This window comes from Microbulbifer maximicatervae (SeqCode), assembly GCF_052467955.1.
Genome location: NZ_CP174329.1, coordinates 309,187 through 326,045, shown reverse-complemented (window position 1 = coordinate 326,045; position 16,859 = coordinate 309,187). Strand labels below are relative to the sequence as shown.

At 54.5% G+C, this 16,859-nt stretch carries 14 protein-coding genes; 3 read left to right on the top strand and 11 right to left on the bottom strand.

The window, feature by feature from the left end; genetic code table 11:
- Nucleotides 1–35: 35 nt before the first annotated feature.
- Both glyS and glyQ read right to left on the bottom strand, forming a co-directional pair.
- Nucleotides 36–2,117 carry a glycine--tRNA ligase subunit beta gene (gene glyS / locus ACJJI5_RS01370; protein WP_445355336.1) on the bottom strand — a complete coding sequence of 694 codons (2,082 nt, stop codon included), beginning with the start codon at nt 2,115–2,117 and terminating at the stop codon, nt 36–38.
- Nucleotides 2,117–3,073 carry a glycine--tRNA ligase subunit alpha gene (gene glyQ / locus ACJJI5_RS01365; protein ID WP_282930551.1) on the bottom strand — a complete coding sequence of 319 codons (957 nt, stop codon included), beginning with the start codon at nt 3,071–3,073 and terminating at the stop codon, nt 2,117–2,119. Before glyQ ends, glyS begins: the two co-directional genes overlap by 1 nt.
- A 159-nt stretch (nt 3,074–3,232) precedes the next feature.
- Here glyQ and ACJJI5_RS01360 point away from each other — a divergent pair, with 159 nt between their 5' ends.
- Entirely contained in the window at nt 3,233–4,120 is an 888-nt protein-coding gene (locus ACJJI5_RS01360; RefSeq protein WP_445355335.1) for a lysophospholipid acyltransferase family protein, read from the top strand.
- 34 nt (nt 4,121–4,154) lie between these two features.
- Here the strand turns inward: ACJJI5_RS01360 and ACJJI5_RS01355 are convergent, their stop codons facing one another.
- The 9 genes from ACJJI5_RS01355 to def all read right to left on the bottom strand — a co-directional run bounded on the left by ACJJI5_RS01355 (nt 4,155) and on the right by def (nt 14,227).
- Nucleotides 4,155–5,342, bottom strand: a complete 1,188-nt coding sequence (locus ACJJI5_RS01355) for an ABC transporter permease (RefSeq protein WP_445355334.1) — start codon at nt 5,340–5,342, stop codon at nt 4,155–4,157.
- Between the two features lie 63 nt (nt 5,343–5,405).
- Nucleotides 5,406–6,566, bottom strand: a complete 1,161-nt coding sequence (locus ACJJI5_RS01350) for an ABC transporter permease (RefSeq protein ID WP_444940347.1) — start codon at nt 6,564–6,566, stop codon at nt 5,406–5,408.
- Nucleotides 6,563–7,258, bottom strand: coding sequence for an ABC transporter ATP-binding protein (locus ACJJI5_RS01345; protein WP_282930547.1), 696 nt, complete (start codon nt 7,256–7,258; stop codon nt 6,563–6,565). Before ACJJI5_RS01345 ends, ACJJI5_RS01350 begins: the two co-directional genes overlap by 4 nt.
- 46 nt (nt 7,259–7,304) lie before the next feature.
- Nucleotides 7,305–8,336, bottom strand: coding sequence for an efflux RND transporter periplasmic adaptor subunit (locus tag ACJJI5_RS01340; protein ID WP_108731210.1), 1,032 nt, complete (start codon nt 8,334–8,336; stop codon nt 7,305–7,307).
- A 97-nt stretch (nt 8,337–8,433) separates the two neighbouring features.
- Complete coding sequence (locus tag ACJJI5_RS01335) at nt 8,434–9,885, bottom strand: TrkH family potassium uptake protein (RefSeq protein WP_282930546.1); 1,452 nt, start codon at nt 9,883–9,885, stop codon at nt 8,434–8,436.
- Between the two features lie 86 nt (nt 9,886–9,971).
- Complete coding sequence (trkA, locus tag ACJJI5_RS01330) at nt 9,972–11,357, bottom strand: Trk system potassium transporter TrkA (protein ID WP_282930545.1); 1,386 nt, start codon at nt 11,355–11,357, stop codon at nt 9,972–9,974.
- 30 nt (nt 11,358–11,387) lie between these two features.
- The gene (gene rsmB / locus ACJJI5_RS01325; RefSeq protein WP_445355333.1) at nt 11,388–12,695 is read right to left on the bottom strand and encodes a 16S rRNA (cytosine(967)-C(5))-methyltransferase RsmB; all 1,308 of its coding nucleotides are present in this window, start codon (nt 12,693–12,695) and stop codon (nt 11,388–11,390) included.
- A 2-nt stretch (nt 12,696–12,697) separates the two neighbouring features.
- A complete protein-coding gene (gene fmt / locus ACJJI5_RS01320) occupies nt 12,698–13,645 on the bottom strand; it encodes a methionyl-tRNA formyltransferase (RefSeq protein ID WP_445355332.1) in 948 nt (315 codons plus the stop codon).
- 75 nt (nt 13,646–13,720) lie between these two features.
- On the bottom strand, nt 13,721–14,227 hold the full coding sequence (gene def / locus ACJJI5_RS01315; protein WP_444895582.1) for a peptide deformylase: 507 nt from the start codon (nt 14,225–14,227) through the stop codon (nt 13,721–13,723).
- Between the two features lie 183 nt (nt 14,228–14,410).
- Here def and ACJJI5_RS01310 point away from each other — a divergent pair, with 183 nt between their 5' ends.
- Together ACJJI5_RS01310 and dprA are read left to right on the top strand one after the other, a co-directional pair.
- Nucleotides 14,411–15,493, top strand: a complete 1,083-nt coding sequence (locus ACJJI5_RS01310) for a LysM peptidoglycan-binding domain-containing protein (RefSeq protein WP_445355331.1) — start codon at nt 14,411–14,413, stop codon at nt 15,491–15,493.
- A 78-nt stretch (nt 15,494–15,571) separates the two neighbouring features.
- Complete coding sequence (gene dprA, locus ACJJI5_RS01305) at nt 15,572–16,738, top strand: DNA-processing protein DprA (protein WP_445355330.1); 1,167 nt, start codon at nt 15,572–15,574, stop codon at nt 16,736–16,738.
- The last annotated feature ends 121 nt before the right edge of the window (nt 16,739–16,859 follow it).

The following is a 16,859-nucleotide window of genomic DNA, read 5'->3' as shown; positions in this document are numbered from 1 at the left end:
GAGGCGGGGGTTTAACACCCCGCCTCTGCAAGTCATTACTTGGCAGGAACCAGCAGGGAAATATCGGCAACTTCGAGGAACAGTGCGCGCAGCTGGGCCAATAGGGCCAGGCGGTTGTTGCGCAGTTGCTCATCGTCACTCATTACCATTACATGGTCGAAGAAGCTGTCTACGGTTTCACGCAGGCCGGCCAGACCGGCCAGACCCTCGGCGAAGAGCGCATCGCTATACAGAGGTTCGACTTCTGTGCGGGCAACCTGTACTGCGGCGAACAGAGCCTTTTCCGCCTCTTCCTGCAACAGAGCTTCATCGACACTGCTGGGTACAGCAGTGTCTAACTTGGCGAGGATATTGGAAACGCGCTTGTTGGCGGCGGCCAAAGCACCGGACTCCGGCAGCTGGCTAAACGCGTTGACCGCGTGCACGCGGTTGTCGATATCGAGTGGACGCGACAGCTTGCGCGCGGCAACGGACATAAATACTTCGGTGGCGATACCCTGATCTTCGTAGCGGGCGCGGAAGCGCTCCAGTACATACTGCAGAGTTTGCTCCACCACCTTGTCATATTCACCCAGGGCGGTGCGTGGGTAGTTGTCGCGGGCCAATTCCAGCAACTCGCGCAGGTCCAGGTCGAGACGCTTTTCTACGAGGATGCGGATGATACCCAGACTGGCGCGGCGCAGGGCGAAGGGGTCGCGAGAGCCGCTGGGGGGTTGGCCTATGCCGAAGATGCCGACCAAAGTATCTAGGCGATCCGCCAGGGCGATTACAGTGCCGGTATCGCTGGCGGGCAGCTCATCACCGGCAAACTTGGGCATATACTGCTCGTACATGGCCTTGGCCACATCCAACGGCTCGCCGTCATTTTCGGCGTAGTAGTAGCCGGCGATGCCCTGCATATCGGCAAACTCGAACACCATCTCGGTAACCAGGTCCGACTTGCACAGGCGGCCGGCGCGCTCGGCCCAATCGCCGTTGCTTCCGGTTTTCTCAGCGATGGTGCGGGCCAGGGCGGCTACCCGTTCAGTCTTGTCGTAGACGCTACCCAGGTGCTGCTGGAACACGATTTGGCGCAGTTTCTCGCGGCGTGATTCCAGGCTGGTCTTCTTGTCGGTCTCAAAGAAGAAGGCGGCATCCGCCAGGCGCGGACGGATTACACGCTCATTGCCGTGGATAACCTGGGCGGCATCCTGGCTCTCGATATTGGACACGGTGATAAAGAAAGGCAGCAATTGGCCATCTTCATCTACCACATGGAAATATTTCTGGTGCTCCTTCATGGAGGAGATCAGGGCTTCAGCGGGTACTTCCAGGAAGCGCTCTTCGAAGCGACCGGTGAGGGCGACAGGCCATTCAACCAGTGCAGTCACTTCGTCGAGCAGATCGTCATCGATGACCGCTTCACCATTGACGTTGTTGGCTTCGGCGATCACCTGGGCGCGAATGGCTTCGCGGCGCTCGGCGAAGTCAGCCATTACGTAGCCGGGTTCGCGCAGAACCTGTGCATAGTCGTGGGCGGAGTGGATCTCCAGCTCGCGATTGCAGTGGAAGCGATGACCACGGCTGGTGTTACCGGCTTTTAAGCCGAGTACTTCACCGTTGACTACCTTGTTGCCAAACAGCATGACGAGCCAGTGCACCGGGCGCACGAACTCCTCGCGGCGCGCCCCCCAGCGCATACGCTTGGGAATTGGCAGTTGAGCCAATGCTTTCTCGACAATGCCCGCTAACAGGGATTCGGTTTCAGCGCCTTTTTGCTCGCTGATAAAGGCCAGGCGCTCGCCTTTGTCGGTCTCTTTGCGTCCCAGCTCTTCAACAGCTACGCCGTTGCTGCGGGCGAACCCCTCAGCGGCTTTACTGGGCTTACCCTCTTTATCGAAAGCGGCTTTGACAGCCGGGCCCAGCTTTTCAATTTGTTTGTCTTGCTGCTTATCTGCCAAACCGAATACTGCTACGGCCAGGCGACGGGGGGCTGCGTAGGCTTTAACTTCGCCAAAAGACAACTCGGCGCCTTTGAGGCCCTGGGTAATACCATCGGCGAAAGCGCTCATTAATTTGTGTAACGCCTTGGGCGGCAGCTCTTCGGTGCCCAGCTCTACCAGAAAATCCTGAGCCATTACTGCTTCTCCTCTTGCTCGATGTCTTCCGCCAAAATATCTGCCCGCAGTGCTTCATCTGCCATGGGGAAGCCTAAGGCGCGGCGCGCATCGTAGTAAGCCTGTGCCACGGCGCGGGCCAGGGTTCGTACGCGCAGGATATAGCGCTGGCGCTCAGTCACTGAGATGGCGTGGCGCGCATCCAGAAGGTTGAAGGCGTGGGAGGCCTTCATAACTTGCTCGTAAGCGGGGAGCGGCAGGCCGAGCTCAATCAGGCGTGTGCTCTCGCGCTCGCAGTGATCGAAGGTCGCGAACAGGAACTCCACATCGGCGTGTTCAAAGTTGTAGTGGGACATTTCCACTTCGTTCTGATGGAAAACGTCGCCGTAGGTGACGGGGCTGCCATCCGGGTTGCGGGTCCACACTAAATCGTAGATAGACTCGACACCTTGCAGATACATGGCGATACGCTCAAGACCGTAGGTGATCTCGCCGGTAACTGGGTAGCACTCGAGGCCGCCAACCTGCTGGAAGTAGGTGAACTGGGTAACTTCCATACCATTCAGCCAAACTTCCCAGCCGAGGCCCCAGGCGCCCAGGGTTGGGGATTCCCAGTTGTCCTCAACAAAGCGAATATCGTGGACAGCGGGATCTACGCCCATGGCGCGAAGGCTATCGAGGTACAATTCCTGGATATTGTCCGGGGATGGTTTCATTACTACCTGGTATTGGTAGTAGTGCTGAAGGCGGTTGGGGTTCTCGCCGTAGCGGCCATCGGTAGGGCGGCGGCAGGGCTGTACATAGGCCGCATTCCAGTTTTCCGGGCCTATGGCACGGAGGAAGGTCGCTGGATGAAAGGTGCCGGCGCCCACTTCCATATCCAGAGGCTGTAGAATGACGCACCCTTGGCGCGCCCAATAATCCTGCAGGGCAAAAATGAGTCCCTGAAAGGTACTGAGATCGTATTGCTTGGACACCGCTATCTCCGGATCAGTATCTGCTGTGGGCAAAGGGACGCAATTATAGCGGCAGCGGCTCCTGTGCTTAAAGCGCTATAGCCGCTTCGGAGGTGTCAATGTTCATTCTCGAACTAGATAGCCGTCTCAAAATGGCTTTTGTGGATAGGAAGTAATTCAGTGGATATTAAAGGGCGCCTTGCAGTAGGGGCACTGAAAATCATTGGCAAACTGCCGTTGTCTTGGTCGGGACGCCTTGGTTTACTCGTTGGCAAAATTGCTGTGTGGACGCGCTCCGAGGGGCTGCGTCTGAGCCGTATAAACCTGGAGTTGTGCTATCCGGCCATGGACCCAAAGCAGCGCGAACGGCTCGCCAGAGAGAGCGTGATCAGTACTGCAATGACCGGCTTTGAGATGGCGGCCCTATGGAACACCCCCTGGGCCAAAAGTAAGAATGCGATTGTGGGAGTGCGCAACCAGCACTTGCTCGACGGGAGTGAAGAAGGCAGGACCGGCACAATTGTACTGATGCCGCATACGGGCAATTGGGAAATTTTTGGCTTGCATGTAGGCACCCTGGCTCCCTGCACAGTGCTATACCAGCCTCCCAAAATTGAAGCCTTGGACCCGGTTATTCGCAATGGGCGGGAAGTGACCGGTGGCAAGATGGTTCCCACCAACGTACATGGGGTTCGCTCGCTACTTAAGGCTCTCAAAGCCGGTAATTTTGCCCTGATACTTCCCGATCAGGAGCCGGATATGGGCGGTGATTTTGCTCCTTTCTTTGGCCGCCCGGCCCTGACGATGACCCTCGCCCACAACTTGATTCAGCGCACCAACTGCCATGTGGTGTTTGGTTTCGGCAAGCGCGTTGAAGGTGGATTTGAGCTGGTATTTGTTCCTGCGGAAAAGGCCATTTATAGCGATGAGCAGAAAGTTTCCCTGGCGGCGATGAATCGGGGAGTGGAGGCCTGTATTGCCCAGGCACCAGAGCAGTATCAGTGGGAATACAAGCGCTTCAGGAAACAGCCGGAAGGCAAGAGTAAAATTTACCGCAAGAAAAAGTAGGGGCTCTTCATAGAAGCCCCCCCCATAAAATTATTTAAGTCGCGTGCCGGAAAGCGACCACAACCGGCATGCGTGCCGCGCGCCAGGCTGGGAAGAAGCCGCTGATAAAACCGATCACCAGCGCCAATACGGCGCCCTGCACAAACAGGTCTGGGGACATCTCAAAACTGAACACCACCTGGGTAAAACTGCCTCCCAGAGTTGAGGTGTTGAGACCGTCGAAAAACAGGTAAGCAGCTAGGGAACCCAAAAGCCCGCCGGCAACGGCTAAAACCATTGCCTCAGCAATAGTGCCGCAGAACGCGGAGAAGTTGCTGAATCCCAACGCGCGCAGCGTGGCGATTTCACGAGCCCGGTCCGCTACCGAGGTATACATGGTGTTGAGAGCTCCGGCCAGTGCGCCTAGCGCCATCACAGAGCTGATGATCCAGCCAAAAGTAGCGATATATTGCAGCTGTTTACCCTGGCTGGCGAAGTACTCCTGTTCGGTTTGCGCTTCCAGGTTCAGGCGGGGCTCGCGTTTGATGGTTTCCTGAATGGGCTTGAGATCGCCGTTATTCTCCAATTGCAAACGGATTGACTGGTAGCTGTTGCCGCGGTTGTAGTGACTTTGGATAATTTTGATATCTGCCCACAGCTCGCTCTCAAATATATTACCCCCTGTGGAAAAGACCCCAACAACTGTCCACAAGTTTTTGCCAAAACGCACTTCTTTACCGATTTCGAAACCATTAAATTCACGCAATACCCCTTCACCAACAATCATTTCGTTAGTGCCGGGAGTAAACATTCGCCCCTCCACCATACGCATGTTATTGCGCATGGCCATGCCGGTTTCATTGAGACCGCGCAGGGGGATATTGGCTTCGGTGCCGGTGGATTTCTTCAGGCCATCGACAATAACGTAGAGCTCCGGTGATACCAGCGGGCCGTTCGTATCCCTGGCAACACCGGCCGATTCCGCAATCAGGTTGACCTGGTCCTGCAGGATTACAGAGTTGATTTCACTGGCAGACCCCTCTCGCATCAGGATTGCGATCTGGCTGGAGCCGGCCCCACTCATGGTTGCCTCAAAGCCCTTGGCCATAGCGAGAAACGCCAGCAGGATTGCGACGACAACTGCCGAGGCAAATACCATGGCCAGTGACATCCACAGGCGCCGGCGCAGGCTGCCCAGATTCATCAGGGTTACCGAAACAATTTGTGCAATAAGAGAACCCATAATTTCTTCTCCTTTAAGGTTTCCCCAGTGAAAACCATTGTGTAGTTTCAGTGGGGCACCAGTTTATTGTTGTCGGTTAAATGCAGTTACTATGTTAAGTCGCAGAGCCTGAAAGGCTGGCATCAGCCCGGTAATCAGACCCAACAACAACATAAATAGAATGGCTTGCAGGGCGATATCCCCATCCAAAATCAAGTTGGGCAAAAAGCGGGCAAGGAAGGTTTTTACCCCTTCGACCAGCAGCCAGGCTGCGGCCAGGCCGGAAAGGCCGCCGACAAAGGCAATTAACAGGGACTCCGACAGCACCATTCGGAAAATACGGGTGCTGGAAAAACCCAGGGTTTTTAATACGGCAATTTCTCCGGTACGCTCGCGAATAGCTAGCGCCATAGTGTTGCCAACCACTACCAATATGGTGAAAAAGGCAGTAAACACCACAGAAAAAATAATTAAGCCAATATTTCCGATTTGTTCAATAAAGGCTTTATTAAAGGCTTTCTCGGTACTGGTATCGGTTTCACTCTGCGAGTTGGCAAAATTGTCATCGATAGTTTTTGCGACGTTTTCATTGATGGCGGGATCATCGGTTGTTAGTGCCATCCAGCCAATCCAGTCGCCACCGAAAGTCTGTGTCTCCATAAAATATTTATAATGAAACAATAATTGGCGTGTATCGTACTGTTCCGTATCCCCTTTAAAAATCCCGGAAATCACAAATTCCCAGGTGTAGCCACCATCTTTATGCGAAAAAATATTGGAGGATAAAGGAATCCTATCGCCCACTTTCCAGCCGTAAATCTGCGCGAGTTTTTCCCCAACCAAGGCCCCTTGCCTATTGTTAAACCAAGCCTGCTTTTGTTCCTCGGGAATAACAATTTCTTCATAGACTTTTAAATAGGATTCTGGATCTACAGCCATTGAAACGACCTGCCGGCTGGGTTCCTGAAAATAACCGCCAAACCAGTTGAGATGAGTTACATGTTTCACTCCCTCGACGGCTGCAACCTTTTGCACATAGGCAATGGGTAGTGACTGGGTAAAGTTAATTCTATTGAATACCACCAGACGATTATCAGCGGATAATTCCACGCTGGAATTTAATGCGGACTTGAGGCTGGTAACCGAACCGAAAATCAAGAAGGCGATAAAAATAGCAAAGCAAGTAAGGAATAGCCGCAAGGGCTTCCTTGTCATATTTTTAAAAACCAAATAAAAATCACTCATGCCACTATTTCCCTCTGCACAAATTGCCCTTTATCCAGATGCAGGGTGCGCTTGGCGTATCTTGCAGCCGCGGGATCATGGGTAACCATCACGATGGTTTTGCCGTGATCGCGGTTTAACAATTGCAGCATTTCCAGTATTTCATCTGCTGTGGCACGATCCAGGTCACCAGTGGGCTCATCACACAGAATCAGTTTTGGATCGGAAACGATGGCGCGAGCGATGGCAACACGCTGTTGTTGCCCGCCGGACATTTCACTGGGCATATGTTTTGCCCGATCACTTAACCCCACCAGGGCCAGTGCGGTTTCCACATTGTGGCGGCGTTGAGATTTGGAGAGATTTGTCAGCAGTAGCGGCAGCTCTACATTGCGCTGGGCATTGAGCATCGGCATTAAATTGTAAAATTGGAAAATGAAACCAATATTTCTCGCTCGCCAGCGGGTTAGGGCGCCTTCATTGAGGGAGTCAATGCGCTCGCTGTCAAACCATATCTCTCCACCGCTGGGTTGATCGACGCCGCCCAACATATTTAACAGCGTTGTTTTACCGGAGCCCGAAGGCCCCATAATGGCAACGAAATCACCGCGATCAATTTCCATATTCAGGGATTCAAAAATGGAAATGGTCTCTTTGCCCTTGGTAAAACTTTTGCTGACATCCTTCAGCTGAAACAACACTTCCTCTGACATCTCAAATTCCCTCTTATAAATATTGTTGTGTTTTTATTGGTGTTTGCTAAGGAGCTGCGGCCTCGCCTGCGAGGAAGCCCACCTTAACGCCCATATCCGGCAGGATTCGAGCATCTTTGTCATCGATAGCTATTCGCACTCGAACAGTTGCCTTGGCTCGATCGGCCGTTGGAATGATGGCGATAACGGTAGCTGGAATGTCCCAGTTCGGGTAGGCATCCAGGTTGGCGTTAACTTTCTGTCCCTTGGCGACCCGGCCGATAAAGGCCTCGTTCACATCCACTTCGATTTCGAGTGAATTCATATCCACGATGGTACAGATTCCAGTACGGGTAAAACCTCCGCCGGCAGAGCTGGGGGCAACTATCTCGCCAGGTTGTGCATTTTTTGTCGTGACTACGCCGGCAAAAGGCGCGCGGATAATATGATCTGCCAGGCGTTCTCGCTGCCTCTCAGCTTCAAGAATGGCGACTTGAATATTGGCGCGGGCACTTTTTAAGTCTGCCCGTAACCCCTCTACCGAGGATTCACTTTGGGTGAGCTGCGCTTTGCTGGAATAATTTTTGTCTCGAAGTCCGGCAAAACGCCGATATTGGCGTTCAGCCTCTTTTAACTTCGCGTGAATACTCGCTTCCTTGGCTTGAAGCACTTGAATTTGTGCCTGGGCAAAATCCAGCGCGACCCGCGCTTTGGCATCATCCAAGCGGGCCAGAACCTGCCCCTCCTCGACCTGCATTCCCTCTTCGACATCCACACTACTGATCAGGCCCATTACTTCAGCAGAGACCGTAGCCATGCGCCTCGGTGTGATATAGCCGGAAGCATTAAGAATGGTCTCGTGAAATTTTTCCTCCCTGGGAATCAAGCTGAGAGTCTTGGCTTGAGGTTCGCTACTTTGGGGGAGCACTGGTGTACTGTCTTCTGCAAATAGAGAAGCGCCGGCAAGGCCTATAACTATGCCAGTAACTAGGCCGACAGATGCCGCCAATATAACTTTGCGCGATGGGGAACTGGGTTCGGGCGCTGTTTCCCGATCAATTTTGAGTTGACCGAGCAGCGCACTAGTATCTCTGCTCATACAGCCTGTTTTTATTAGTTACTTCCTGTAAACAGCAACTGTGGCAGAAATTAAAAAATATTGCCACGCGTTAGCGTGGCCATGACATCTTGTGTCGTTAGTGGCGCCAAAAAGCCGGGGTAAGTAGTACTAGCAGGGTAAAAATTTCCAGGCGTCCCATCAACATCGCCAGGATAAGAAACCATTTGGCGACTTCATTAACCGCACCATAGTGGGCAGCGGCTTCGCCGAGGGCGGGTCCGATATTACTCAGGCAGGAGGCTACTGTAGTAACGGAGGTGACAAAGTCCTCACCGGTGGCGATGACGATAATGGCGAGGATAAAAAAGGATGAAACATAGACCGCAAAGAAGCCCCACACAGCGTCGGTAACTCGATCGGGGACAATTTTCCGGTTGATCTTGATAGGGATAACCGCATTGGGGTGTACCAGGCGATTCAGCTCGCGCATACCGGACTTCATAATCAGCATACCGCGCACCGCCTTAATGCCCCCCGAGGTTGAGCCGGCGCAGGCACCGAGAATACCTAACAGCAAGAGGACGTAGGGTAAGAATACTGGCCAGGCTGAGAAATTTTCCGAGGCGAATCCGGCAGTGGTGCTGATCGAGACCACCTGGAAGAAACCGTGTAGCAGGCTGTTGCCGGGGGAGAAGATATTCAATATCCACAGGTAACAGCTGATCAACAGGCCGGCACCGAGAATCAACATAACGTAGAAGCGGAATTCTGAGTCGCGCCAATAGTGGCTGAGGGTCCTGTTGCGAAATGCGAAGAAATGCAGACCGAAGTTAATGGCAGCAGTAAACATAAACACGATACAAATAATCATGATCGCGCGGTTGTGGGCGTAGAAACCCATACTGGCATCGTGGGTGGAGAAGCCTCCATTGGCCACGGTGGAAAACGCATGGCCAACGGCGTCGAATACCGTCATGCCGGCCCACCAGTAGCCGATGCCGCAGAGGATTGTAAGAATCACATAAATAACAATTAGTGCCCGTGCTGTCTCGGCAATACGCGGAGTCAATTTGGTATCTTTTACCGGGCCGGGAATTTCTGCCTTATACAGCTGCATACCACCGATACCCAGCATCGGCAGGATGGCCAGGGCGATAACAATTACGCCGATACCGCCAAACCACTGCAACTGCTGGCGGTAGTAGAGAATGGCAGGAGGCAGTGAGTCCAACCCGGTAATCACCGTGGCGCCGGTGGTTGTTAGCCCCGAGATGGATTCAAAAATAGAGTCGGTGATACTCAAGTCAGGCTGTGGGCTGATAATAAAGGGCAGGGCACCGAAGCTGCCCAGTACCAGCCAGAACAAAGATGTCACTACGAACCCGTCCCGGGTGCGCAGGTCTTCGCGCAAATCGTGCACTGGCAGCCACATGAACAGGCCGGTGATCAGAGTGATGACAAAGGCTGCGACAAATGCGCTGTGAGTACCATCTTCATACCACAGGGATACGCCAATCGGCGGCAGCAGAGTCAGGCTGAACACCGTCAAGAGAATTCCAAAAACTCGCGCAATTACCGCAATTCGCATTGGCGCCTATCAGCCTATCGTTATTTGTTGCAATGTTATCTGGACGGCGGAGACCGTTATCGCCGGAAAACGAAAATATTATTTGCTCAGAAAAAGCCAAAACCAACTTGGAACAGTTGTTCAACATGGCGAGTCTGGCGGCGGTCGATAAGGAAGACAATCACGTGGTCATCGCTCTGCACAATGACATCATCGTGTGCCATCAAAACTTCGCTGCCATTTTCCGTTTCCCGTACGATGGCGCCAATCGAGGCGCCCTCGGGCAAGTCGATATCTTCGATCTTGCGCCCCACTACCTTGGAAGTGCGCTCGTCACCGTGGGCGATAACCTCAATGGCTTCAGCTGCACCTCGACGCAGGGAGTGGACGTTGACCATATCTCCTCGGCGCACATGGGTGAGCAGGCTGCCAATCGTATTTTGCTGCGGTGAGATGGCAATATCGATTTCACCGCCCTGTACCAGGTCCACATAAGCGCGGTTATTGATCAGGGTCATCACTTTGCGTGCGCCCAGACGTTTGGCCAATAGTGACGACATGATATTAGCCTCGTCGTCATTGGTAAGGGCAAGAAAAACATCGGTATCTTCGATGCTCTCTTCCAGCAGCAGCTCCTGATCGGAGGCGCTGCCGTGCAGGATAATGGTGTGAGACAGCTCCTCGGATAGAAAGACACAGCGCTCGTGGCTCTGCTCAATAATTTTTACCGAATAGCGATTCTCAAGCCGAGTGGCCAGGCGCAAACCAATATTGCCACCGCCGGCGATCACTACTCGTTTATAACCGTGTTCCAGTCGACGCAGTTCGCTCATTACCGCGCGAATATCTGCTCGTGCGGCAATAAAGAACACCTCATCGCCGGCTTCAATCACCGTATCACCCTGGGGAATAATTGGCCGGTTGCGACGATAAATCGCAGCAACCCGGGTATCTACCTTGGGCATATGCTCGCGCAAATAGCGCAGTTGGTGCCCAACCAGAGGCCCGCCCTGAACGGCTAAAACCGTTACCAGCTGTACCCGACCACCGGCAAAATCCAACACCTGCAAGGCTCCGGGGTGTTCCATCAGGCGGGAGATATACTCTGAAACCAGTTGCTCCGGGCTGATCAGTACATCGATAGGGATGGCCTGGGTATCGAATAATTCCGGGTATTGCAGGTAGGAAGAGGCCCGTACCCGGGCGATTTTGGTGGGTACGCGAAAAAGAGAGTGCGCAATCTGGCAGGCCGCCATATTGGTCTCATCGTTATTGGTGACTGCAACCAGGATATCCGCATCCTCAATCCCGGCTTCCATCAGAATATCCGGGTGAGAGGCGTGGCCCAGTACCACGCCGATATCGATGCGGTCGCGCAGTTCGCGCAGGGTTTTCTCGTCGCTGTCCACCAGGACAATATCATTGCGCTCGGAGGCCAGGGCCTCCGCTAGAGAGCCGCCCACCTGGCCGGCGCCGAGAATGACAATTTTCATATCGGATGAGACTCGCGACTAGCGACGTCGTTATTCAGCTTTGCTCAGCAGAGCGTAGTAGAAACCGTCACCGCCGCCGGTTTGGGGTAGAAGCTGCATACCGGCAACTTGTTTCTCGCCCCAGGGCTTATCGTTTAGCAGTTCAGGGGTATTGTCGCTCGCATCCTCTGTCTCCGCAATGAACGCTGCGACGACTTCGCTGTTTTCCGTCGGCAGGCTGGAACAGGTGGCGTAAAGCAACTGCCCACCCGGTTTAACCAGGGGCCACAGAGCGCGCAGGATCTTGCCCTGCAAAGCCACTAACTCGGCAATGTCTTCTTCCCGGCGCAAAAGTTTGATATCCGGGTTGCGGCGAATTACCCCGGTTGCCGAACAGGGTGCGTCCAGTAGTATCTGGTCGTATTGCTGCCCGTCCCACCACTCATTCGGAGACGTGGCATCGGCACAGATAAGCTCGGCACTCTGCCCGTTGCGCTCGAGGTTTTCCTCGACCCGCACCAGGCGGTCCTCCTCAATATCCAACGCGCTCAACTGAATGCTGGATTCCTGCTCCAATAAGTGGCAACTCTTGCCTCCAGGTGCCGCACACGCGTCCAACACCCGGGCATTTTCCTTCGGCTGTAACAGCAGCGCCGCTAGTTGCGCGGACTCATCTTGCACACTGGCCAAGCCCTCGGCAAAGCCCGGTAGCACTGTGACTGAAACCGGCTCAACCAGCGTGATACCGACCGGGGAAATAGTACAGGGCTCGGCGGAGAGGCCGGCTTCATCGAGCTGTTGTAAATAGTCCGCGCGCGAGATCTTGGCAGTATTTACCCGCAAGGTCATGGGTGGGTTGGCATTGTTGGCGCGGAAGATGTCTGACGCCTTCTCAGGCCAGGCGGCTTTAATCCGCTGCTGTAACCAGGCCGGGTGCATAGAGCTGAACTGTGGATTGCCGGACAGTTTGCGCTGAAGCTGCTCACTGTTGCGCAGGGCGTTGCGCAGCACCCCATTGATCAGCCCGGTCGCTCTGTCCAGACCGAGGCTGCGTGCGGCATTGACGGTTGCAGATATGGCGGCGTGATCGGGTATGCGAGTGTACTCGAGCTGGTAAATGCCCAGCAGGATCAGTGCATTGATCTCAATATCCGAGACTTTTTTACGCAGCAACTTGGCGGCGATCAATTGCAGGCGCGGTGCCGTGCGGGCACTGCCGTAACAGAGCTCCCGCAACAGAGGGCGGTCGCGCTCCTCGACTTTGTCCTCGGCGGCAGGCAGAAGTCTTGCCAACGAGCCACGTTCTTCCAGCAGTGAGGCGATAACTCGGGCGGCCTCGGCGCGTACATCTCTGCTCATAATTATCCCAGTTTGGTACCCGGGGCGAACTGCTCCCGGTAGCCTTTCAAAATTTCTGCTGCGGGAAGCGCTTTTTTACCCGGTAGCTGTATTAATTGGAGGCGCAGGGCCTCGCGGCCGCAGGCCACTAAAATACCTTCGTCGTCACTGGAGATAATGGTACCGGGCTGATCACTGTGGCAGCCCTGTTCGATGGCTGCGCTATAGATACGCAGGCGCTGCTCGCCCTTCTTGTCCCGATAAGTGCTCCAGCACACTGGGAAGGGGTTAAAAGCGCGTATCAATCGATGCAGTTCAGCAGCGGGGCGCTGCCAGTCAATCTGCGCCTCTTCCTTGGTAATTTTGTTGGCGTAGTTAGCCTGCGTATCGTCTTGTACCTGAGGGTTGGCACTGCCACTTTCCAGTAGAGCCAAGGCCTGGAGGAGGGATGGGCCGCCGAGTTCCGCCAGCTTGTCGTGCAAACTGCCACCGCTATCGGACTCGGTAATGGCGCAGCGGCTCTCGACTAAAACAGGGCCAGTATCCAGGCCCGCCTCCATTTGCATAATGGCGACGCCACTTTCATTGTCACCCGCTTCCACCGCGCGTTGGATCGGTGCGGCACCGCGCCAGCGCGGCAACAGGGAGGCATGCACATTGATACAGCCCAGACGCGGGGTATCCAGCACTACCTGCGGCAGTATCAGGCCGTAGGCCACCACCACCATAATATCCGCTTCAAGGGCAGCGAGTTCAGCCTGGGCCGTCTCATCGCGCAGGCTCAGGGGTTGGTACACCGGGATATTGTGGGAGAGTGCCAGCTGTTTCACTGGGCTGGCGAGCAATTTCTTACCGCGCCCAGCCGGCCTATCCGGTTGGGTGTAAACGGCAATGACATTGTGCTCGCTGTCGAGCAGCGCTTGCAGGTGCACAGCGGCAAAGTCCGGCGTGCCGGCAAAAATAATATTCACTGACTTGCTCTCAGGTAATGGGGGTGGGAGAGCTGCCGTAAGGCGGCAGCTCCAGGCTCCTGCGGCTGGCGCAGATCAGGCGCGGCGGCGCTGGGACTTTTCCAGCTTGGAGCGGATGCGGTTGCGCTTCAGCGGGGAGATATAATCCACGAAGAGCTTACCATCCAAATGATCGACTTCATGTTGGATACAGACCGCCAGCAATCCCTCGGCCTCCAGGGCAAAAGGTTCGCCATTGCGGTCCAGGGCCTTTACACGCACTTTGCGCGGGCGCTCCACCGTTTCATAGAAACCGGGCACTGACAAGCAGCCCTCGTCGTACTGATGGATCTCCGGGTCCAGCACTTCGATTTCGGGATTGATAAACCCGTAAGGTTCATTGCCGTCTTCGGATATATCCACTACCACAATGCGCTCCTGCGCATTGACTTGGATAGCGGCGAGGCCGATACCGGGCGCGGCGTACATGGTTTCAAACATGTCGTCGAGCAATTGGCGGTGGGCGTCGGTCACTTCAGCGACGGGTTTAGCGATCTCGCGCAGGCGCGGATCGGGAAATTCCAGTATCTCGAGTTTAGCCATAACACCTGTGACAAACTTCTAGTATTCGTTGAACGTGCGCTGATAACATTATGATCGCGCTCAAAATTTACCGAGTGGACCCCTGTTTTTGCTGGCGCTATGCGCCCGGGTCCGGTCTCGCTCCCTTCACGGGAGTGGCCCGGCGCTGAGAATTATAGCGATAAAGAGCATAGGAATGCTTCCATGAAAAAAATTATCCTGGCCGCGATCTCGTTGTTAGCGGTTGCCCTTGGTGTCGAAGCACAGGATCAGGTTCGCCTGAACCCCAGTCACCCCGACGCTTATGTGGTGCAAAAGGGCGATACGCTCTGGGATATTTCCAGTCAGTTTCTGGTGCAACCCTGGTACTGGCCGGAGATTTGGCAAGTGAACCCACAGGTGGAAAACCCCCACCTGATTTATCCAGGAGATAGCCTGCGCCTTGTTTATATAGACGGCCAACCACAGCTACAGCTGCAACGCGGCCCCCGGGCGTATCAACTGTCGCCGGGGGTTGATGGCAACCGCCTGTCGCCCTCGATCCGCCGCCAGGCAGTTGAGGATGCAATTCCGGCGATTCCGCTGGATGCGATCAATGCTTTTTTATCGCGGACTCGTATAGTAGAGCCCGGTGCTTTTGAGGGGACTCCCTATGTAGTTTCTGGGTCAGAAAATCATATTTTGATGGGTGCTGGAGATATCCTCTACGCTCGCGGTGATTTTGCGGCGCCTTTACCTTCGTACGGGCTCTATCGCCCTGGTCCTATTTATACTGACCCAGTATCTGGTGAAGTCCTCGGGCGTCAGGCACTTGGCATAGGTACTTTAGACCTGTTGCAGCTGGACCCAGATAGCAATCCGGATAACAACTCGAATTTTTCTATAGCGACAATGGGCGTGCGTAACACTTCTCGTGAGGTTCGTCTTGAAGATCGGTTGATGCCCGTAGAAGAGCGCTCAATTGATGCGCTGTTCCACCCTAGCGCACCGGGTGTCACGGTTGATGGGGTGATTGTAGGTGTTGATGAAGGGGTAAACCAAATTGGTAAGTTTGATGTTGTTATCTTGAATTCGGGAGACAGAGACGGCTTGCAACCCGGCAACGTCCTAGCGATATACAAAGCGGGTTCAACAGTACGCGACCGTATTGCTGGTGACGTGGTGAAGCTCCCAGATACCCGCGCTGGTGAGTTGATGGTATTCCGCACCTTTGAAAAAATGAGCCTAGCCCTGGTACTGGATGCCCGTCGCCCGCTGGCAGTGATGGATATGGTGCGCAACCCCTAAGCGATCCCAGAAAATCTCGCGGCAGGTGTTGCTGTTTGCCCTGCCGCACAACCTTCAAAACAGAAAATGGTAAGTCGCATGGATGCATTGACCGCTACTATGGCGTTGCTGCGTCTTGAGGGAATTGGCCCAGCTCGCTACTGGCAATTACTGGAGTACTTTGCCACTGCCGAAGAGGCTCTCCACCAGTTTCCTCAACCTCTTCTGGAAAAGTTATCACCGCGGGCCCAAACCCAGTGGCGGGGGTTTTCCAGCCGATCTGCCGCCAGTGAACTCATCGATTGGGTTAAGTGCGAGCGGGCCCGTTGCGCAGACCTGGGCGTGCAGCTGATTTGTCACAGCGATCCCGATTATCCCGCCCTGTTATCGGAGACTTCACGCCCCCCGCCTGTGCTCTATATTCGTGGTGAAAGAAGCGCTCTAAATCTACCGCAGGTAGCGATGGTGGGTGCCCGTCGGGCCACAGTGGCGGGTCTGGATAATGCCCGGGCCTTCGCCGCGGAATTGGCCGGTTCCGGATTTGCTATCACTTCCGGGCTGGCTCTGGGCGTAGATGCCGCTGCTCACAGAGGGGCGCTGCAGGTAGCGGGCTCCACGGTCGCAGTTTTGGGTAGTGGAGTCGACTGTATTTATCCAAAACATAATCGCCCCCTGGCGGAGGACATTCTTGCTGCAGGCGGTGCTTTGGTCAGCGAATTGCCCATAGGCAGCAGTGCTGAAGCGAAGAACTTCCCGCGGAGGAACCGGATTATCAGTGGCCTTTCAATGGGGGTATTACTGGTAGAAGCAGCGATGCGCTCAGGCTCTCTGATTACGGCGCGTTTAGCACTGGAGCAGAATCGTGAGGTTTTTGCGATTCCAGGTTCTATTCACAACCCAATGGCCAGGGGTTGCCACCACCTGATTAAAGAAGGTGCGACACTGGTTGAAACCAGCGCAGATGTAGCTCGCCAGCTGGGCGGTTTACTTGCAGAGCCCACATCCAGTGATCTCCCCCCTGCTAAACCACTGCCCGAGCTTCAGCAACATATCATCAGAGCGCTTGTCGGAGGGCCTCGGAGTATCGAGCTATTGTCTCGTGATACCGGGGTTGAGGCGGGTGAATTGATGGCTGCATTGATGGAGTTGGAGTTAGAGGGCTTGGTGGAGCAACTCACAGGGTCTTACCAGCTAACAATGAAGAGCAGCCGTTATACGGAAGGGAAAAAACTGGCTAAAACCCCTGCGGAGCCAGTGAGTCTCTAAAGGTCTTGCTCGGAAATTACGGAAAGAATTAGTAAGAGTCCCCTTGTTTGATGGTGTAGCCGCCGATCAATTCGCGCAGTTCTGGGACAGCGCTAATACTCAGTGGATTCCAAAAGTGGAG